Genomic DNA, 19,626 nt, shown 5'->3' with positions numbered 1-19,626 from the left:
AATGTTAACAAACACGCATAACACTGCACGCTCAAGTTGCAGACGATAACAACACAAACACTCACAATGGGTATCAATGCGTCGATGGCGCAGACGATAAAGGAGTTGGATATGCAATTACGTAAGCTAGCCACAGCAATGCTGGTCATGGGAATGTCTGCCGGTCTGGCACACGCGGAAGACGCCGCGCCGGCGGCGGGCAGTACGCTGGATAAAATCGCGAAGAATGGCATTATCGTCGTCGGCCACCGCGAGTCCTCCGTGCCGTTCTCTTACTACGACAACCAGCAAAAAGTGGTCGGTTATTCACAGGACTACTCCAACGCCATCGTTGAAGCCGTGAAGAAAAAGCTTAACAAACCTGACCTGCAGGTGAAGCTGATCCCAATTACCTCCCAGAACCGTATTCCGCTGTTGCAGAACGGAACCTTCGACTTTGAGTGTGGCTCCACCACCAACAACGTCGAACGCCAGAAACAGGCTGCGTTCTCTGACACCATTTTCATCGTCGGTACGCGTCTGCTGGCGAAAAAAGACGGCGATATTAAAGACTTCCCGGACCTGAAAGGGAAAGCGGTCGTGGTTACCTCCGGTACGACCTCTGAAATTCTGCTGCACAAGCTGAATGAAGAACAAAAAATGAATATGCGCATTATCAGCGCGAAAGACCACGGCGACTCCTTCCGTACGCTGGAAAGCGGTCGTGCCGTCGCCTTTATGATGGATGATGCCCTGCTGGCGGGTGAACGTGCGAAAGCCAAAAAACCAGACAACTGGGAGATCGTCGGTAAGCCGCAATCTCAGGAAGCCTACGGCTGTATGCTGCGTAAAAACGATCCTGAGTTTAAAACGCTGGTAGATGACACGATTGCCCAGGTGCAGACCTCAGGCGAAGCGGAAAAATGGTTTGATAAGTGGTTTAAAAACCCAATCCCGCCGAAAAACCTGAACATGAATTTCGAACTGTCCGACGAGATGAAGGCGCTGTTCAAAGAACCGAATGACAAAGCACTTAACTAACTAAAATAAATGGGGCGGGATCTCCTTGCCCTCTCGATTGTCATTCAGCACGGACAGACTATAAGCCTGATGGTCGTTCCCCATCAGGCCTGAAAACCGCAAAACGCTGGATAACAATCTTCGAGGGTAGCGCTGCTACCCTTTTTTTTCTGGAGTAGATTTATGTCAATAGACTGGAACTGGGGGATTTTTTTACAACAAGCCCCGTTCGGCAACACCACGTATCTCGGCTGGCTCTGGAGCGGCTTCCAGGTCACCGTCGCGTTATCCATCACCGCCTGGATTATTGCTTTCCTCGTCGGCTCGTTATTCGGCATTTTACGTACTGTACCTAACCGCTTCCTCTCAGGAATGGGGACGCTTTACGTGGAACTGTTTCGTAACGTCCCGCTGATTGTTCAGTTCTTTACCTGGTATCTGGTCGTGCCTGAGCTGTTGCCGGAAAATATCGGCATGTGGTTCAAGGCGGAACTGGACCCGAACATTCAATTTTTCCTCTCATCAATGATCTGTCTGGGGCTGTTTACCGCTGCGCGCGTCTGCGAGCAGGTACGCGCCGCAATTCAGTCGCTGCCTCGCGGGCAGAAAAACGCTGCGCTGGCGATGGGGCTGACGCTGCCTCAGGCTTATCGCTATGTTCTGCTACCGAACGCCTATCGGGTGATTGTCCCGCCGATGACCTCGGAAATGATGAACCTGGTGAAAAACTCCGCCATCGCATCGACCATTGGTCTGGTGGATATGGCGGCGCAGGCGGGCAAGCTGCTGGATTACTCCGCCCACGCCTGGGAGTCGTTCACCGCGATTACGCTGGCCTACGTGCTGATTAATGCCGTCATTATGCTGGTGATGAATCTGGTGGAACGTAAAGTCCGCCTGCCTGGCAATATGGGAGGCAAATAATGTACGAGTTTGACTGGAGTTCGATCGTTCCTTCCATGCCGTACTTGCTGGCCGGGCTGGTGATCACCCTGAAAATTACCGTCACCGCCGTGGTGATCGGGATTCTCTGGGGCACTATTCTGGCGGTAATGCGTCTCTCAAGTTTCGCCCCTGTCGCCTGGTTTGCGAAAGCTTACGTCAACGTTTTCCGCTCCATCCCGCTGGTGATGGTGCTGCTATGGTTCTACCTGATTGTGCCGGGGCTGTTGCAGGACGTACTGGGTATTTCGCCCAAAACGGATATTCGCCTGATTTCAGCGATGGTCGCGTTTTCCATGTTTGAAGCGGCGTATTACTCGGAGATTATCCGTGCGGGTATTCAGAGCATTTCACGCGGGCAGTCCAGCGCTGCGCTGGCGCTGGGGATGACCCACTGGCAGTCGATGAAGCTCATCATCCTGCCGCAGGCGTTCCGTGCGATGGTGCCGCTGCTGCTTACCCAGGGTATCGTACTGTTCCAGGATACCTCCCTGGTTTACGTGTTAAGCCTCGCGGATTTCTTCCGCACCGCCACCACCATTGGCGAGCGTGATGGTACGCAGGTCGAAATGATCCTGTTTGCCGGTGCCGTCTACTTTGTTATCAGCCTGAGCGCGTCGTTGTTGGTCAGCTATTTGAAGAAAAGGACAGTTTAATGATTACCCTGAAAAATGTTTCTAAATGGTATGGTCACTTTCAGGTGCTGACCGACTGCTCCACGGAAGTGAAAAAAGGTGAAGTGGTGGTAGTCTGCGGCCCGTCGGGTTCCGGTAAATCGACCCTGATCAAAACGGTGAACGGACTGGAACCGGTGCAACAGGGTGAAATCACCGTTGACGGCACCAAAGTGAATGACAAAAAAACGGATCTGGCGAAGCTCCGCTCGCGGGTCGGAATGGTGTTCCAGCATTTTGAACTGTTCCCGCATCTGTCGATCATTGAAAACCTGACGCTGGCGCAGGTGAAAGTGCTCAAACGCGGCAAAGCGCCCGCCCGTGAAAAAGCGCAGAAGTTACTTGAGCGCGTAGGACTTTCGGCCCATGCCAATAAGTTCCCGGCGCAGCTTTCCGGCGGGCAGCAACAGCGTGTGGCAATCGCGCGCGCGCTGTGCATGGACCCTATCGCTATGCTGTTTGATGAACCAACATCCGCACTCGATCCTGAAATGATCAACGAAGTGCTGGACGTTATGGTCGAGCTGGCAAACGAAGGGATGACCATGATGGTCGTCACCCACGAAATGGGCTTTGCCCGTAAGGTGGCCAATCGGGTGATCTTTATGGACGAAGGGAAAATTGTCGAAGACTCACCGAAAGAGGAGTTCTTCGCCAACCCGAAATCGGATCGCGCCAAAGACTTCCTGGCGAAAATCCTGCATTAATCCTCCCGGCGCGCACGACAGAGTGCGCGCCATATCACGCTTTATCTCTTCATATCTCGAATCGCACTCATCCCGGCGTTACCCTTGTCACAAAGTACCACTTACAAGGAGCAACAATGGCACTTCCAGTCCTCTTTGATTGCGATCCAGGTCATGACGACGCCATCGCAATTGTTCTCGCCCTCGCATCGCCTGAACTGGATGTGAAAGCGATCACCTCTTCCGCCGGTAACCAGACGCCTGACAAAACGCTGCGTAACGTATTGCGTATGCTGACGCTACTGGGGCGTACCGATATTCCTGTCGCGGGCGGCGCGATAAAACCGCTGATGCGCGATCTGATCATCGCCGATAACGTACACGGCGAAAGCGGACTGGACGGCCCGGCGCTGCCGGAGCCGTCATTTGCGCCGCAGACCTGCACCGCCGTTGAGCTGATGGCGAAAACCCTGCGCGAAAGCCCGGAACCGGTAACCATCGTCGCCACCGGGCCGCAAACCAATGTCGCCTTGTTGCTGAACAGCCATCCAGAATTGCACCGTAAAATCGCCCGTATAGTGATCATGGGCGGCGCGATGGGATTAGGTAACTGGACGCCAGCGGCAGAATTCAATATTTACGTCGACCCCGAAGCGGCAGAGATTGTTTTCCAGTCAGGGATTCCCGTGGTGATGGCCGGGCTGGACGTAACGCACAAGGCGCAGATTCACGCTGAAGATACCGAGCGTTTCCGGGCGACAGGCAATCCTGTTTCCACGATCGTGGCGGAGCTGCTGGATTTCTTCCTCGAATATCACAAAGACGAAAAGTGGGGCTTTACCGGCGCGCCGTTGCATGACCCTTGCACCATCGCCTGGCTGCTAAAACCCGAGCTTTTCACCACCGTTGAACGTTGGGTCGGCGTGGAGACTCAGGGGAAATACACCCAGGGAATGACGGTCGTGGATTATTACTTCCTGACGGGGAATAAACCGAATGCGACGGTGATGGTCGATATCGACCGGCAGGGCTTTGTGGATTTACTGGCGGAGAGGCTGGCGTTCTACGCATCATAACCAGCCGGATGGCGCTAACGCTTATCCGGCCTACATCAGCGTACAATTTGTAGGCCGGACAAGACGCTTTGCGTCGCCATCCGGCACTGCCGATTACGGCTCAAACGGTCTGCGCTGGAACTGGTCGTGGCCACATTTCGGGCACAGCGGCAGTACATCCGGCGTATACACCGCTAAATGGTAATGACACTTCTCGCACACAAGGTTGCCCAAGCCAACCACCTCGCCGCTGTGGTAGACCCCGTGGTGATTGAGATCCTGGAACACTTCGCGCCACTCCAGTTGCGTTTTGTCGGTGATGTCCGCCAGTTCCTGCCAGAGGCTCTCTTTAATCACCCGCATAAAGACGCTGTCGCTCTCCTCTTCCTGGCTCTCCTCGTAGCTCATGGCGAACTCTTCCAGGTCGCGTCTGACGGCGCGCGTCAGTTCGTCCACCTCGATTCGCGTTAACTCCCCTGCTTTCATTACGCTCTGACGCGCCTGTTCCACCAGCGCGTCAATATCGCGCTCGCCATTACGCAGGCGTTCGCTTAATGACGTCACCAGTTCACGGTAATATTGAGCAACCTTGTTCATCGCTTCGCCTCCTGGGTCGTTAACTGTCTATAATAATAGACGTTATTTACGCCGCGCTTTGCAAGACCGCCCACAGACTGTGTAAATTCATGCAAGGATTAGCATGGCGGGAATTCAATGCAGAATGCGCGAAAGGCTGTTTTGGCGCGGGCGTTTGGGCTATGCTATGCGGATCTGAAACACCACATCTAACGCTACGTTTGTAGCCGTAATGAAAACAGGACCACTGGCTGCCATGCAAGAGCAATACCGCCCGGAAGAGATAGAATCAAAAGTCCAGCAACACTGGGACGAGAAGCGCACCTTTGAAGTAACCGAAGACGAGAGCAAAGAGAAGTATTACTGCCTGTCGATGCTTCCCTATCCTTCTGGTCGACTACACATGGGCCATGTGCGTAACTACACCATCGGTGATGTGATTGCCCGCTACCAGCGCATGCTGGGTAAAAACGTTCTACAGCCCATCGGCTGGGATGCATTCGGTCTGCCTGCTGAAGGCGCGGCGGTGAAAAACAACACGGCGCCGGCGCCGTGGACCTATGACAACATCGCCTACATGAAAAACCAGCTCAAAATGCTGGGCTTCGGCTATGACTGGAGCCGCGAGCTGGCGACCTGCACCCCGGAATACTACCGCTGGGAGCAGAAATTCTTCACCGAGCTGTATAAAAAAGGCCTGGTGTACAAAAAGACCTCTGCGGTGAACTGGTGCCCGAACGACCAGACCGTACTGGCGAACGAGCAGGTTATCGACGGCTGCTGCTGGCGCTGCGACACCAAAGTTGAGCGTAAAGAGATCCCGCAGTGGTTCATTAAGATCACCGCCTACGCTGACGAACTGCTGAACGATCTGGATAAACTGGATCACTGGCCAGACACCGTTAAAACCATGCAGCGCAACTGGATCGGCCGTTCTGAAGGCGTCGAGATCACCTTTGACGTGAACGGCTACGACAATACGCTGACGGTGTACACCACGCGTCCAGACACATTCATGGGCGCCACTTACCTGGCGGTTGCCGCAGGTCACCCGCTGGCGCAGAAAGCGGCTGCCAACAACCCGGAACTGGCTGCCTTTATCGACGAATGCCGCAACACCAAAGTGGCGGAAGCCGATATGGCGACGATGGAGAAAAAAGGCGTCGACACCGGTTTTAAAGCCATTCACCCGCTGACCGGCGAAGCGATCCCGGTATGGGCCGCCAACTTCGTGCTGATGGAATACGGTACCGGTGCGGTCATGGCCGTTCCGGGCCACGATCAGCGTGACTATGAATTTGCCACCAAATATGGCCTGACCATCAAGCCGGTTATCCTGGCGGCGGACGGCTCTGAACCGGATCTGTCCGAGCAGGCACTGACCGAGAAAGGCGTACTGTTTAACTCCGGCGAATTTAACGGTCTGGGCTTTGAAGACGCCTTCAACGCGATTGCCGATAAACTGGCGGCAAAAGGCGTCGGCGAGCGTAAAGTCAACTACCGTCTGCGCGACTGGGGCGTTTCCCGTCAGCGTTACTGGGGCGCGCCGATTCCGATGGTGACTCTGGAAGACGGCACCGTTCTGCCGACCCCGGAAGATCAACTGCCGGTCATCCTGCCGGAAGACGTCGTCATGGACGGCATCACCAGCCCGATCAAAGCCGATCCTGAGTGGGCGAAAACCACCGTTAACGGTCAGCCTGCGCTGCGTGAAACCGACACCTTTGACACCTTTATGGAGTCCTCCTGGTACTACGCGCGCTACACCTGCCCGCAGTACAACGAAGGGATGCTGGACCCGGAAGCAGCAAACTACTGGCTGCCGGTCGATATCTACATCGGCGGTATTGAACACGCGATCATGCACCTGCTCTACTTCCGCTTCTTCCACAAGCTGATGCGCGACGCGGGCATGGTGAACTCTGACGAACCGGCGAAACAGCTGCTGTGCCAGGGTATGGTGCTGGCAGACGCATTCTACTATGTAGGCGAAAACGGCGAGCGTAACTGGGTTTCCCCGGTTGATGCCATCGTTGAGCGCGACGAGAAAGGCCGCATCGTTAAGGCGAAAGACGCGGCGGGCCATGAGCTGGTGTACACCGGCATGAGCAAGATGTCCAAGTCCAAAAACAACGGCATCGACCCGCAGGTAATGGTTGAGCGTTACGGCGCGGACACCGTGCGTCTGTTCATGATGTTTGCTTCTCCAGCCGATATGACGCTGGAATGGCAGGAATCTGGCGTGGAAGGGGCAAACCGCTTCCTGAAGCGCGTCTGGAAACTGGTCTATGAGCACACCGCGAAAGGCGAGGTTGCGGCACTGAACGTTGATGCGCTGAGCGAAGATCAGAAAGCGCTGCGTCGCGACGTCCACAAAACCATCGCGAAAGTGACCGATGATATCGGCCGCCGTCAGACCTTCAACACCGCGATTGCCGCGATTATGGAGCTGATGAACAAACTGGCGAAAGCGCCGCAGGAAGACGAGCAGGATCGCGCCCTGATGCAGGAAGCGCTGCTGGCTGTCGTGCGTATGCTCAACCCGTTCACCCCACATGCCTGCTTCACGCTGTGGGAAGCGCTGAAAGGCGAAGGCGATATCGATAACGCGCCGTGGCCGGTCGCTGACGACAAAGCAATGGTAGAAGACTCTACGTTGGTTGTGGTTCAGGTGAACGGTAAAGTCCGTGGCAAAATCACCGTACCGGTGAACGCCACTGAAGAACAGGTTCGTGAACGTGCTGGCCAGGAACATTTGGTCGCAAAATATCTTGATGGCGTTACCGTGCGTAAAGTGATTTACGTTCCGGGTAAACTCCTCAATTTGGTCGTTGGCTAAGCGCGGGAGGAAGCGTGCGACATCTGACAACATTGTTGTTATCCCTGGCGGTGCTGGTCACCGCCGGGTGCGGCTGGCATCTGCGTAGCACTACGCAGGTGCCCAGCACGATGAAAACTATGATTCTTGATACAAGCGATCCGAATGGACCATTAAGCCGGGCGGTACGTAACCAACTGCGTCTTAACAATATTGAATTGCTTGAAAAAGATACAACGCGCCAGGATGTTCCGTCACTGCGCCTTGGCCGGACCAGTATCTCTAAAGATACCGCCTCCGTGTTCCAGGATGGCCGTACGGCGGAATACCAGATGGTCATGAGCGTCAGTGCAAGCGTTCTGATCCCGGGTCATGATATTTATCCGATCAGCACGAAAGTGTACCGTTCATTCTTTGATAACCCGCAAACCGCGCTGGCGAAGGATAATGAACAGGATATGATCATCAAAGAGATGTATGACAAAGCAGCCGAACAGTTGATTCGCAAGCTGCCGAGTATCCATGTCGCTGATGCTCAGTCATCCCAGGAAAACGCGGACGCTGCTGAAAACACCACGGCGACGCCAGCATCTTCCCCGGCACGCGTGTCCACCACGCTGGGTAACTGATGATCCGGTTGTACCCTGAACAACTCCGCGCACAGCTCAATGAAGGGCTGCGCGCGGCGTACTTGCTCCTGGGCAACGACCCTCTCTTGTTGCAGGAAAGCCAGGACGCTATTCGTCTGACGGCCGCTGCGCAAGGGTTCGAAGAACACCACGCCTTTACGATCGACACCAGCACCGACTGGGGAACCCTGTTCTCACAGTGTCAGGCAATGAGCCTGTTTGCCAGCCGTCAAACGCTGCTGTTGTTGCTACCGGAAAATGGCCCGAATGCGGCGATCAATGAACAGCTCGCAACGCTCAGCGGTTTGCTGCATGACGACCTGCTGCTGATCGTGCGCGGAAACAAGCTCACCAAAGCCCAGGAAAACGCCGCCTGGTATACCTCGCTGGCGGGCACTGGCGTGCAGGTAAGCTGTCAGACGCCGGAGCAGGCGCAGCTACCGCGCTGGGTTGCCGCCAGAGCAAAGCAGAATAATTTGCAACTGGATGACGCCGCGAATCAGCTGCTGTGTTATTGCTACGAAGGCAACCTGCTGGCGCTGGCGCAGGCGCTGGAGCGGCTTTCACTCCTCTGGCCTGACGGTAAGCTCACGCTTCCACGCGTAGAGCAGGCCGTCAACGACGCGGCGCACTTTACGCCATACCATTGGGTGGATGCGTTATTGATGGGCAAAAGCAAACGCGCCCTGCACATTTTGCAGCAACTGCGCCTTGAGGGCAGTGAGCCCGTGATCCTGCTGCGCACCCTGCAACGCGAATTACTGATGCTGGTTAACCTTAAACGGCAATCCGCCCATACGCCTCTGCGCACGCTGTTTGATAAACATCGGGTATGGCAAAACCGTCGCGGCATGATTGGCGATGCGTTGAATCGGCTCCAGCAGACCCAGCTTCGCCAGGCAGTGCAACTGTTGACGCGGACGGAAATTACGCTAAAACAAGATTATGGACAGTCAGTGTGGGCTGAGCTGGAGGGGCTTTCTCTTCTTCTCTGCCACAAAGCGCTGGCAGATGTTTTTATTGATGGTTGATATGAAATCGTTACAGGCTCTGTTCGGCGGCACCTTTGATCCCGTGCATTATGGTCATCTCAAGCCCGTGGAAACGCTGGCCAATCTGATTGGCCTGTCGCGGGTGATTATCATGCCCAATAACGTACCGCCTCATCGTCCACAGCCTGAAGCGTCCAGCGCACAGCGTAAATATATGCTTGAGCTGGCTATCGCCGACAAACCGCTGTTTATCCTGGATGAGCGCGAACTCAAACGCGATACCGCCTCTTACACCGCGCAAACGCTGAAAGAGTGGCGGGAAGAACAAGGCCCGGACGCGCCGCTGGCGTTTATCATCGGCCAGGACTCCTTACTGACGTTCCCGACCTGGCATGACTATGAAACCATTCTTGACAATACTCACCTGATCGTTTGCCGACGCCCCGGCTACCCGCTTGAGATGGTGAAAGAGCAGCATCAGCAGTGGCTGGAGCGCCATTTAACCCATACGCCGGACGATCTGCACGCGCTCCCGGCGGGTAAAATTTATCTGGCTGAAACGCCCTGGTTCAATATCTCCGCCACCCTTATCCGCGAGCGGCTGGAGAAAGGCGAACCGTGCGACGATCTCATGCCGGAATCCGTCCTGAACTACATCAACCAGCAAGGGTTGTATCGGTAAAGACTTCCGCCAGCGCCGTCAGCAGGCGGCTGTTCTCTTCCTGACTGCGAATCGCCACCCGGTAATAACGCGCGTCAAGCCCCGGATAGTTAGCACAGCTGCGGATCAGAATGTGCTTCTCCAGCAAGGCGCGTTGCAAATCCAGGCCTTCCCGCTCACTGCGTAATAAAAGATAATTCGCCCGACCGGGATAAACCGTTAGCTCAGGAAACGCATGTAACCGCTGACGGAAGCGCTGTCCCTCCTCCGCCAGCCACTGCCAGGTCGCCTGGTGATAGGCGGCATCCTGCAAGATAACCTCTCCGGCCAGCGCCGCAAACGCGTTGATTGACCAGGGCATCTGCTGCGCTCTCATTCGCGCGACCGCCTGCTCGTCGCTGTTCACCAGATAGCCCAGCCGCAGCCCCGGAATGGCGTAAAATTTGGTGAGCGAACGCAGCACCCAGATATGCGGGTTGCCCTGCAACAGCGGAATAAAGCCCTCTTCACCCGGAATAAAATCGATAAACGCCTCATCCAGGATCAGCGCGATCCCCTGCGTCTTACAGCGCTCCGCAATAGCCAGTAACAGTTCGCGAGCAGGCAGGAGTCCGGTTGGATTATTTGGCGTACAGAGAAACAGGCAATCCAGATCCGGGGTCAGCGCATTCAGAATAGCATCCGTGAGTTGCCAGCCATCGGCTTCGCGAAGCGCAAATTCATGTATCTCACACGCGCCCCACTGTAGCGCACGGCGATACTCGGCAAAGCCCGGCGTGACGATCATGGCATGACGCGGCTTCAGCCCGTGAACCAGCGTGAAGATGGATTCCGTCTCGCCATTTCCGGCCAGGAGCCATGACGCGGGGATCTGATGGTGCTGCGCCAGCGCCTGGTGCAGATGCTGATAATCCACATCAGGATACCGCTCCGCGCAGGTAAGATTGTCGATAAGCGCGCGTTTTAAGCGCCCTGGCATACCCAGAGGATTAATATTTGCGCTAAAATCCAGCAACTGTTCAGGCGAGATGCCCAACAATGCGGCGGCTTCCCGGGTGTTACCGCCATGCGCACTCTTCAGTAAAGGCATCTTGCCTCCGATAAAAAGTCTATTTTAGTGAAAAAGCGCTGCGCAATCAGGGTGAATATCATATTTTGCGCGAATACGTATCACGAGGAAAAACATGCGACTCTGGTTAGTTCGTCATGGGGAAACCGAAGCCAATGTAGCCGGATTATACAGCGGCCACGCCCCCACTCCGCTGACAGAAAAAGGGATAGCCCAGGCGCAAACGTTGAATAACCTGCTGCGCAATGTCCCCTTCGACAACGTATTCTGTAGCGAACTGGAACGCGCCCGCCACACGGCGCGGCTGGTGCTTCACGACCGCGACGTACCGCAGCGCCTGTTCCCGGAGCTTAACGAGATGTTTTTTGGCGACTGGGAGATGCGTCATCACCGCGATCTGAGCCGCGAAGACGCGGCAAGTTACGCGGCCTGGTGCACCGACTGGCAGAACGCCGTCCCGACCAATGGGGAAGGCTTCCAAGCGTTCTCACAACGCGTAGAGCGCTTTATTGCACAACTTGCTGATTATAAAGATAATAAAAACCTGCTGGTCGTGAGCCACCAGGGGGTTCTGAGTCTCATGATCGCGCGATTATTGTCCATGCCCGCCGCCTCATTATGGCATTTCAGGGTTGAGCAAGGATGCTGGAGCGCCATTGATTTTTGTGAAGATTTCGCCACGCTGAAGGTGTTAAACAGTCGGGCCGTCTGGCATCACGGCGAGTGATATTTCTGTTTTTTCTCCTCGGGGGCGTTTCGACCATTGACACCCCCTGACAGGCTGCTATCCTCCGCGCCAGACTTCTCCCGCCCTTCAGAGCTTTGCAGAAATTGTTTTACAAAAATGGCGATGCAATCTGTTGTGCGGGATGGGATGATAACCCACTTTTAAACGCCCGTTGATGACATTAGTCCCGACATCGCCTCGGGTTCAGGTATACTGACAGGCTTATTTATATTCATCCGTAATACCCAGGGGGAAAACTTGCAGGGTAAAGCACTCCAGGATTTTGTAATCGACAAAATTGATGACCTGAAAGGTCAGGACATCATCACCTTAGATGTTCAGGGTAAATCCAGTATCACCGACTGCATGATTATCTGCACCGGTACATCCAGCCGTCACGTTATGTCTATTGCTGACCACGTTGTACAGGAATCTCGCGCGGCGGGCATGTTGCCGCTTGGCGTTGAAGGTGAAAGCGTAGCCGACTGGATTGTCGTTGACCTGGGTGATGTGATTGTCCATGTCATGCAGGAAGAGAGCCGTCGCCTGTATGAACTGGAAAAACTCTGGAGTTAATGCGTGAAGCTTCAACTTGTCGCTGTCGGTACGAAAATGCCCGACTGGGTACAAACCGGTTTTACGGAGTATCTCCGGCGTTTTCCGAAAGACATGCCGTTTGAGCTGATCGAAATTCCAGCGGGCAAACGCGGCAAGAACGCGGATATTAAACGTATTCTCGATAAAGAGGGTGAGCAGATGCTGGCGGCCGCAGGCAAAAACCGTATCGTCACCCTTGATATCCCAGGGAAACCCTGGGACACGCCACAGCTGGCGACTGAGCTGGAGCGCTGGAAGCTGGATGGTCGCGACGTCAGTCTCCTGATTGGCGGCCCTGAGGGGTTGTCTCCGGCCTGTAAAGCGGCGGCGGAACAAAGCTGGTCACTTTCTGCGTTAACCCTCCCCCACCCGCTGGTTCGGGTGCTGGTGGCAGAGAGTCTGTACCGGGCGTGGAGCATTACCACCAACCACCCTTATCACCGTGAGTGATTATTAAGCCTTGAGTAGATTAAGCAGCGGATGAAACTACAGAATTCTTTTCGCGACTATACGGCTGAGTCCGCGCTGTTCGTGCGCCGGGCGCTGGTCGCTTTTTTGGGTATTTTGCTGCTGACCGGCGTGCTCATCGCCAACCTTTATAATCTGCAAATCGTGCGTTTTACCGATTACCAGACCCGCTCAAACGAAAACCGCATCAAACTGGTCCCCATCGCCCCCAGCCGTGGGATCATCTATGACCGTAACGGCATCCCCCTCGCCCTCAACCGCACTATTTATCAGATAGAAATGATGCCGGAGAAGGTCGATAACGTTCAGCAAACGCTGGATGCGTTACGCAGCGTGGTCGATTTGAACGACGATGACATTGCCGCGTTCAAGAAAGAGCGCGCACGTTCACACCGTTTTACCTCTATTCCCGTCAAAACGAACCTGACCGAAGTGCAGGTCGCGCGTTTTGCCGTCAATCAGTACCGTTTTCCTGGCGTGGAAGTGAAAGGCTACAAGCGCCGCTACTATCCTTACAACTCCGCGCTGACCCACGTCATCGGCTACGTTTCGAAGATTAACGATAAAGACGTCGAACGCCTTGATAAAGACGGTAAGCTGGCCAACTACGCCGCCACGCACGATATCGGCAAGCTGGGGATTGAGCGCTATTACGAAGAGGTGCTGCACGGTCAGACGGGTTATGAAGAGGTTGAAGTCAACAACCGTGGCCGCGTCATCCGTCAGCTTAAAGAGGTGCCGCCGCAGGCCGGGCATGACATCCATCTCACAATTGACCTGAAACTCCAGCAATATATTGAAACGCTGCTGGCGGGCAGCCGCGCCGCCGTGATCGTAACCGACCCACGGACAGGCGGCGTACTGGCGCTGGTTTCCATGCCGAGCTACGACCCGAACCTGTTTGTGGATGGCATCTCCAGCAAAGATTACTCAGGGTTGCTCAACGACCCGAATACGCCGCTGGTTAACCGGGCGACGCAAGGTGTTTACCCGCCGGCCTCAACGGTTAAACCGTATGTCGCGGTGTCCGCTTTAAGCGCTGGGGTGATCACCCGCAATACCAGCCTGTTCGACCCCGGATGGTGGCAGTTGCCGGGTTCTGAGAAGCGTTACCGCGACTGGAAAAAATGGGGGCACGGTCATCTGAATATCACCAAATCCCTTGAAGAGTCAGCGGATACCTTCTTCTACCAGGTGGCCTATGACATGGGGATAGACCGACTCTCCGAGTGGATGAGCAAATTTGGATACGGGGAATATACCGGCATCGATCTGGCTGAAGAGCGTTCCGGCAATATGCCAACCCGCGAATGGAAGCAAAAACGCTTTAAAAAGCCGTGGTATCAGGGCGATACCATCCCGGTGGGCATCGGCCAGGGTTACTGGACGGCAACCCCGATCCAGATGAGCAAGGCGCTGATGATCCTGATTAACGACGGGGTGGTAAAAGTGCCGCATCTGCTGATGAGCACGGCGGAGAATGGCAAACAGGTGCCGTGGGTACAGCCGCACGAACCGCCTGTCGGCGATATTCACTCCGGTTACTGGGAAATCGCCAAAGACGGCATGTACGGCGTCGCAAACCGCGCGAACGGCACTGCGCATAAATATTTCGCCAGCGCGCCGTATAAAATCGCCGCGAAGTCTGGTACGGCGCAGGTCTTTGGCCTGAAAGCCAACGAAACCTACAACGCGCACAAAATTGCTGAACGACTACGCGACCATAAACTGATGACGGCATTCGCGCCGTATAACAATCCCCAGGTTGCTGTCGCCATAATCCTGGAAAACGGCGGCGCGGGCCCGGCTGTCGGTACAATCATGCGTCAGATTCTTGACCACATCATGTTGGGCGACAACAACACCAATTTGCCTGCGGAAAACCCGGCGGTTGCAGCGGCGGAGGACCAATAATCGTGACGGATAATCCGAACAAAAAAACATTCTGGGATAAAATCCATATCGATCCCACGATGTTACTGATTCTGCTGGCGCTGCTGGTTTACAGTTCATTAGTCATCTGGAGCGCCAGCGGCCAGGATATTGGCATGATGGAGCGAAAAATCGGTCAGATCGCGATGGGTCTGGTCATTATGGTGGTGATGGCGCAAATCCCGCCTCGTGTCTACGAAGGATGGGCGCCCTATCTCTATATTTTCTGCATCATCCTGCTGGTGGCGGTAGACGCCTTCGGGGCGATATCCAAAGGAGCGCAACGCTGGCTGGATCTGGGGATCGTCCGTTTTCAGCCTTCTGAAATCGCCAAGATCGCCGTCCCCCTGATGGTGGCGCGCTTTATCAACCGTGATGTCTGCCCGCCGTCGCTGAAAAACACGGCTATCGCGCTGGTATTGATTTTTATGCCGACTCTGCTGGTCGCCGCGCAGCCTGACCTGGGCACCTCGATTCTGGTCGCCCTTTCCGGCCTGTTCGTGCTGTTTTTGTCTGGTTTGAGCTGGCGTTTAATCGGCATTGCGGTGGTGCTGATTGCCGCGTTTATCCCGATCATGTGGTTCTTCCTGATGCATGATTATCAGCGCCAGCGCGTCATGATGCTTCTCGACCCGGAGACCGACCCTTTAGGCGCGGGTTATCATATCATCCAGTCTAAAATTGCGATTGGCTCCGGCGGCCTGCGCGGTAAAGGCTGGCTGCACGGCACTCAGTCGCAGCTTGAGTTTTTACCCGAACGCCACACCGACTTTATCTTCGCCGTACTGGCGGAAGAGTTAGGTCTGGTGGGAATATTAATCCTGCTGGCGCTCTACATTCTGCTGATTATGCGCGGACTGTGGATCGCTGCCCGCGCGCAAACCACCTTTGGCCGCGTGATGGCCGGTGGTTTAATGTTGATATTATTCGTTTATGTCTTCGTAAATATTGGTATGGTGAGCGGTATTCTGCCCGTTGTAGGGGTTCCACTCCCGCTGGTCAGTTACGGAGGCTCCGCACTGATAGTGCTGATGGCCGGGTTCGGGATTGTTATGTCGATCCACACCCACAGAAAAATGTTGTCGAAAAGCGTGTAAGGGGTGCGCAATGCGTAAGCAGTTGCCAGGAGTCTGCGTCGCGGCAGGAATAATGTTACTCGCGGCGTGTTCGAGTGATGATGGTCAGCAGCAGGTTGCCGTCGCGCCGCAGCCTGCGGTGTGTAACGGGCCGATTGTTGAGATCGGCGGGGCGGAGCCACGTTATGAACCTCTGAGCCCGACAGCAAATCAGGATTATCAACGAGACGGTAGAAGCTACAAAATTGTCCAGGACCCGTCTCGCTTTAGCCAGGCCGGGCTTGCCGCCATTTATGATGCGGAACCCGGCAGCAATTTGACCGCATCAGGCGAAGCGTTTGACCCGATGCAGCTCACCGCTGCGCATCCAACGCTGCCGATCCCGAGCTATGCGCGAATCACGAATCTGGCGAATGGCCGGATGATCGTGGTACGCATTAACGATCGCGGCCCTTACGGTAACGATCGGGTGATTTCACTCTCCCGCGCGGCGGCCGATCGTCTGAATACATCGAATAACACCAAAGTCCGCGTTGATCCCATTATCGTTGCGCAGGATGGTTCACTGTCAGGGCCAGGCATGGCCTGCACGACAGTGGCGAAACAGACCTACGCCCTGCCCGCGCGCCCTGATTTAAGCGGCGGCATGGGCAGCGTCTCTTCCGCGCCGGAATCAGTACAGCCGCAAGGCGATGTCCGGGCGATAAGCAATTCGACGCTGAAAAGCGATGATCCAAGCGGCGCACCGGTCAACAGCAGCGGCTTCCTTGGCGCGCCGACCACGCTCGCCTCCGGGGTGCTCGAAGGCAGCGAAGCAACGCCCGCGCCACAGCCCGCCGCAGCGACACCCGCCGCGCCGGTAACGGCTCCTGGTTCGACTCAGGGCGCAGTCGCTGCCCCGACGCCGGCTCCAGCTCCAGCTCCGGCCGCCGCAAGCAGCGGTTTCGTGGTTCAGGTTGGCGCGGTCAGCGATCAAACGCGCGCGCAGCAGTACCAGCAGCGTTTAAGCCAGCAGTTTGGCGTACCGGGGCGTGTGATGCAAAACGGCGCGGTCTGGCGCATTCAGCTTGGGCCATTCGCCAGCAAAACTGAAGCCAGCGCGTTGCAGCAGCGTCTGCAATCTGAAGCCCAGTTACAGTCCTTTATCGCCAGCGCGCAGTAGCCTGCAAAGGGCATCTGAATTGTCAATTTCTGTAAATGACATTAACAAAGTCACGCGGAAAGTCAGATGCCTGCCGGTTATGCTTTTGCTATAGTAGGGCACTTTTTTTAATTCCATCACGGACGTCGTAGTTCAGACCATGAAGACCACTTTTTCCGCTCGTTTCATGCAGCGCATGGCGCTCACCACGGCTCTTTGCGCCGCCTTTATCACAAGCGCGCATGCCGATGACCTGAATATCAAAACCATGATCCCAGGCGTTCCGCAGATCGATGCGGAGTCGTATATCCTGATCGACTACAACTCCGGCAAAGTGCTGGCGGAACAGAATGCGGATACGCGCCGCGATCCCGCCAGCCTGACCAAAATGATGACCAGCTATGTCATCGGCCAGGCGATGAAAGCAGGGAAATTTAAAGAAACCGATCTGGTGACGATCGGCAACGACGCCTGGGCTACCGGCAACCCGGTATTTAAAGGCTCGTCCCTGATGTTCCTGAAACCGGGTATGCAAGTTCCTGTTTCCCAGTTAATCCGTGGTATTAACCTGCAATCCGGCAACGACGCCTGCGTGGCGATGGCCGACTTTGCCGCCGGCAGTCAGGATGCCTTCGTCGGGCTGATGAACAGCTATGTGAATGCCCTGGGTCTGAAAAACACCCACTTCCAGACCGTTCATGGCCTGGATGCTGATGGACAATACAGCTCTGCGCGCGACATGGCGCTGATCGGCCAGGCGTTAATCCGCGATGTGCCAAACGAATACTCCATCTACAAAGAAAAAGAGTTCACCTTCAACGGGATTCGCCAGTTAAACCGCAATGGTCTGCTGTGGGACAACAGCCTGAACGTTGACGGGATCAAAACCGGCCACACGGATAAAGCAGGCTACAACCTCGTGGCGTCGGCAACTGAAGGCCAGATGCGCCTGATCTCTGCGGTGATGGGTGGACGTACCTACAAAGGTCGTGAAACAGAAAGCAAAAAACTGCTGACCTGGGGCTTCCGCTTCTTTGAAACCGTGAACCCGCTGAAAGTCGGGAAAGAGTTTGCCTCTGAACCGGCCTGGTTTGGCGATACCGATCGCGCCTCGCTGGGTGTGGATAAAGACGTCTATCTGACCATTCCTCGCGGCCGCATGAAAGATCTGAAAGCCAGCTACGTGCTGAACACGGCTGAACTGCATGCCCCGTTGCAGAAAAACCAGGTCGTCGGCACAATCAACTTCCAATTGGATGGCAAAACCATTGAGCAGCGCCCGCTGGTGGTACTACAGGAAATTCCTGAAGGTAACTTCTTCGGCAAAATCATTGATTACATTAAATTAATGTTCCATCACTGGTTTGGTTAAAAATTAAGCACTTGAAAGTGTGATTTCCATCCCCATATACTGAGTATCCTGATAACTCCCACACGCTGTGGGAGTTATTATTTTTTGATGTAATGCCGGAGCTGACATGAAAACCAAACTTAACGAACTGCTTGAATTCCCTACGCCATTTACTTACAAAGTAATGGGGCAGGCGTTGCCTGAGCTGGTTGATCAGGTGGTTGAAGTGGTACAGCGCCATGCGCCAGGTGATTACTCCCCGACGGTAAAACCGAGCAGCAAAGGTAACTACCACTCGGTCTCTATCACCATCAACGCAACCCATATCGAGCAGGTTGAAACACTGTACGAAGAACTGGGTAATATCGATATCGTTCGTATGGTGCTGTAATACATCCGTTCGTTACCCGGCGTTGCCCGGGTAACATCCTCCCCCGCTGTGATATACTTTTCTCCCTCTTTTGTTCATTCTCTACGGAGATGCCGTTTTGTATCAGGATAAAATTCTTGTCCGCCAGCTCGGTCTTCAGCCCTACGAACCCGTTTCCCAGGCCATGCACGAATTCACCGATACCCGCGATGAAAACACGCCCGATGAGATCTGGTTAGTTGAGCACTTTCCTGTTTTCACCCAGGGTCAGGCCGGTAAAGCGGAGCATGTATTAATGCCCGGCGATATTCCGGTGATCCAGAGCGATCGTGGCGGGCAAGTCACCTATCACGGCCCCGGCCAGCAGGTAATGTATGTTCTGCTGAATCTTAAACGCCGTAAGCTGGGCGTGCGGGAACTGGTGACGCTGCTGGAACAAACCGTCGTCAATACGCTTGCCGAACTGGGCATTGATGCGCATCCGCGAGCCGATGCGCCCGGAGTTTATGTGGGAGAAAAAAAGATCTGCTCACTGGGTTTACGAATCCGTCGCGGCTGCTCTTTTCATGGTCTGGCATTAAACGTCAATATGGATCTCTCTCCGTTCTTACGCATCAATCCTTGCGGTTATGCCGGGATGGAAATGGCGAAAATATCGCAATGGGATAATAACGCAACGACGGATAATATTGCCCCTCGCCTGTTGGCCAATATTTTAGCCCTGCTAAACAATCCACCTCATGAATATATTCCTGCTTAATCAATAAAATATAATGACCCACGCAATTCATGGGTCATTAACTATATATTGCTTGAATGCTTTACTTCTCCGCCCGGTTTCTATATTTTCGTTATGCCTAAGC

At 54.8% G+C, this 19,626-nt stretch carries 20 protein-coding genes; 18 read left to right on the top strand and 2 right to left on the bottom strand.

Going from position 1 to position 19,626, the window contains the following annotated elements:
- Window positions 1-111 precede the first annotated feature (111 nt).
- From OGX81_RS05340 to rihA, 5 genes are all read left to right on the top strand, one after another.
- On the top strand, window positions 112-1,020 hold the full coding sequence (locus tag OGX81_RS05340) for an amino acid ABC transporter substrate-binding protein (protein WP_047458175.1): 909 nt from the start codon (window positions 112-114) through the stop codon (window positions 1,018-1,020).
- Window positions 1,021-1,182: 162 nt separating this feature from the next.
- Window positions 1,183-1,923, top strand: a complete 741-nt coding sequence (gene gltJ, locus OGX81_RS05335; protein ID WP_012133339.1) for a glutamate/aspartate ABC transporter permease GltJ — start codon at window positions 1,183-1,185, stop codon at window positions 1,921-1,923.
- The gene (gltK, locus tag OGX81_RS05330; RefSeq protein ID WP_012133340.1) at window positions 1,923-2,597 is read left to right on the top strand and encodes a glutamate/aspartate ABC transporter permease GltK; all 675 of its coding nucleotides are present in this window, start codon (window positions 1,923-1,925) and stop codon (window positions 2,595-2,597) included. The genes gltJ and gltK overlap by 1 nt, the downstream gene beginning before the upstream one ends.
- Complete coding sequence (gene gltL / locus OGX81_RS05325; RefSeq protein WP_012133341.1) at window positions 2,597-3,322, top strand: glutamate/aspartate ABC transporter ATP-binding protein GltL; 726 nt, start codon at window positions 2,597-2,599, stop codon at window positions 3,320-3,322. Before gltK ends, gltL begins: the two co-directional genes overlap by 1 nt.
- Window positions 3,323-3,438: 116 nt before the next feature.
- Window positions 3,439-4,377, top strand: coding sequence for a pyrimidine-specific ribonucleoside hydrolase RihA (gene rihA, locus OGX81_RS05320; protein ID WP_049012057.1), 939 nt, complete (start codon window positions 3,439-3,441; stop codon window positions 4,375-4,377).
- A gap of 93 nt (window positions 4,378-4,470) precedes the next feature.
- Here the strand turns inward: rihA and OGX81_RS05315 are convergent, their stop codons facing one another.
- Entirely contained in the window at window positions 4,471-4,953 is a 483-nt protein-coding gene (locus tag OGX81_RS05315; protein ID WP_012133343.1) for a zinc ribbon-containing protein, read from the bottom strand.
- A 235-nt stretch (window positions 4,954-5,188) separates the two neighbouring features.
- Here OGX81_RS05315 and leuS point away from each other — a divergent pair, with 235 nt between their 5' ends.
- Genes leuS through nadD form a run of 4 tightly spaced genes read left to right on the top strand, consistent with a single transcriptional unit; the run spans window position 5,189 to window position 10,053 of the window.
- On the top strand, window positions 5,189-7,771 hold the full coding sequence (gene leuS, locus OGX81_RS05310) for a leucine--tRNA ligase (RefSeq protein ID WP_110123523.1): 2,583 nt from the start codon (window positions 5,189-5,191) through the stop codon (window positions 7,769-7,771).
- A gap of 14 nt (window positions 7,772-7,785) precedes the next feature.
- Window positions 7,786-8,379, top strand: coding sequence for an LPS assembly lipoprotein LptE (gene lptE / locus OGX81_RS05305; RefSeq protein ID WP_024130546.1), 594 nt, complete (start codon window positions 7,786-7,788; stop codon window positions 8,377-8,379).
- Window positions 8,379-9,410: a DNA polymerase III subunit delta gene (gene holA, locus OGX81_RS05300; RefSeq protein WP_012133346.1), complete on the top strand. Its 1,032-nt coding sequence runs from the start codon at window positions 8,379-8,381 to the stop codon at window positions 9,408-9,410. The genes lptE and holA overlap by 1 nt, the downstream gene beginning before the upstream one ends.
- Before the next feature lies 1 nt (window position 9,411).
- Complete coding sequence (gene nadD, locus OGX81_RS05295; protein ID WP_024130547.1) at window positions 9,412-10,053, top strand: nicotinate-nucleotide adenylyltransferase; 642 nt, start codon at window positions 9,412-9,414, stop codon at window positions 10,051-10,053.
- On the opposite strand, the gene cobD is transcribed toward nadD, so the two are convergent.
- Window positions 10,028-11,122, bottom strand: coding sequence for a threonine-phosphate decarboxylase CobD (gene cobD / locus OGX81_RS05290; protein WP_104868929.1), 1,095 nt, complete (start codon window positions 11,120-11,122; stop codon window positions 10,028-10,030). The genes nadD and cobD overlap by 26 nt on opposite strands.
- Before the next feature lie 94 nt (window positions 11,123-11,216).
- On the opposite strand from cobD, the gene OGX81_RS05285 reads away from it, so the two are divergent.
- The 9 genes from OGX81_RS05285 to lipB all read left to right on the top strand — a co-directional run bounded on the left by OGX81_RS05285 (window position 11,217) and on the right by lipB (window position 19,523).
- Window positions 11,217-11,828 (top strand): adenosylcobalamin/alpha-ribazole phosphatase, encoded by a 612-nt coding sequence (locus OGX81_RS05285; protein WP_049011893.1) that lies wholly within the window; start codon window positions 11,217-11,219, stop codon window positions 11,826-11,828.
- A 258-nt stretch (window positions 11,829-12,086) separates the two neighbouring features.
- Window positions 12,087-12,404, top strand: a complete 318-nt coding sequence (gene rsfS, locus OGX81_RS05280) for a ribosome silencing factor (protein ID WP_012133350.1) — start codon at window positions 12,087-12,089, stop codon at window positions 12,402-12,404.
- Between the two features lie 3 nt (window positions 12,405-12,407).
- Window positions 12,408-12,875 (top strand): 23S rRNA (pseudouridine(1915)-N(3))-methyltransferase RlmH, encoded by a 468-nt coding sequence (gene rlmH, locus OGX81_RS05275; protein WP_003022725.1) that lies wholly within the window; start codon window positions 12,408-12,410, stop codon window positions 12,873-12,875.
- 30 nt (window positions 12,876-12,905) lie between these two features.
- The gene (mrdA, locus tag OGX81_RS05270) at window positions 12,906-14,807 is read left to right on the top strand and encodes a peptidoglycan DD-transpeptidase MrdA (RefSeq protein WP_012133351.1); all 1,902 of its coding nucleotides are present in this window, start codon (window positions 12,906-12,908) and stop codon (window positions 14,805-14,807) included.
- A gap of 2 nt (window positions 14,808-14,809) precedes the next feature.
- A complete protein-coding gene (mrdB, locus tag OGX81_RS05265; protein WP_012133352.1) occupies window positions 14,810-15,922 on the top strand; it encodes a peptidoglycan glycosyltransferase MrdB in 1,113 nt (370 codons plus the stop codon).
- Between the two features lie 10 nt (window positions 15,923-15,932).
- The gene (gene rlpA, locus OGX81_RS05260) at window positions 15,933-17,063 is read left to right on the top strand and encodes an endolytic peptidoglycan transglycosylase RlpA (RefSeq protein WP_104868930.1); all 1,131 of its coding nucleotides are present in this window, start codon (window positions 15,933-15,935) and stop codon (window positions 17,061-17,063) included.
- 139 nt (window positions 17,064-17,202) lie between these two features.
- A complete protein-coding gene (gene dacA, locus OGX81_RS05255; RefSeq protein WP_012133355.1) occupies window positions 17,203-18,414 on the top strand; it encodes a D-alanyl-D-alanine carboxypeptidase DacA in 1,212 nt (403 codons plus the stop codon).
- 106 nt (window positions 18,415-18,520) lie between these two features.
- Complete coding sequence (ybeD, locus tag OGX81_RS05250) at window positions 18,521-18,784, top strand: DUF493 family protein YbeD (RefSeq protein ID WP_000850547.1); 264 nt, start codon at window positions 18,521-18,523, stop codon at window positions 18,782-18,784.
- Window positions 18,785-18,881: 97 nt separating this feature from the next.
- On the top strand, window positions 18,882-19,523 hold the full coding sequence (gene lipB, locus OGX81_RS05245; protein WP_047458192.1) for a lipoyl(octanoyl) transferase LipB: 642 nt from the start codon (window positions 18,882-18,884) through the stop codon (window positions 19,521-19,523).
- Window positions 19,524-19,626: the final 103 nt, after the last annotated feature.

This window comes from Citrobacter sp. CK206, assembly GCF_030333125.1.
GTDB lineage: Bacteria > Pseudomonadota > Gammaproteobacteria > Enterobacterales > Enterobacteriaceae > Citrobacter_B > Citrobacter_B koseri.
Note: the sequence above shows the minus strand (reverse complement) of the source record. Positions and strands in the feature narration are given on the sequence as shown.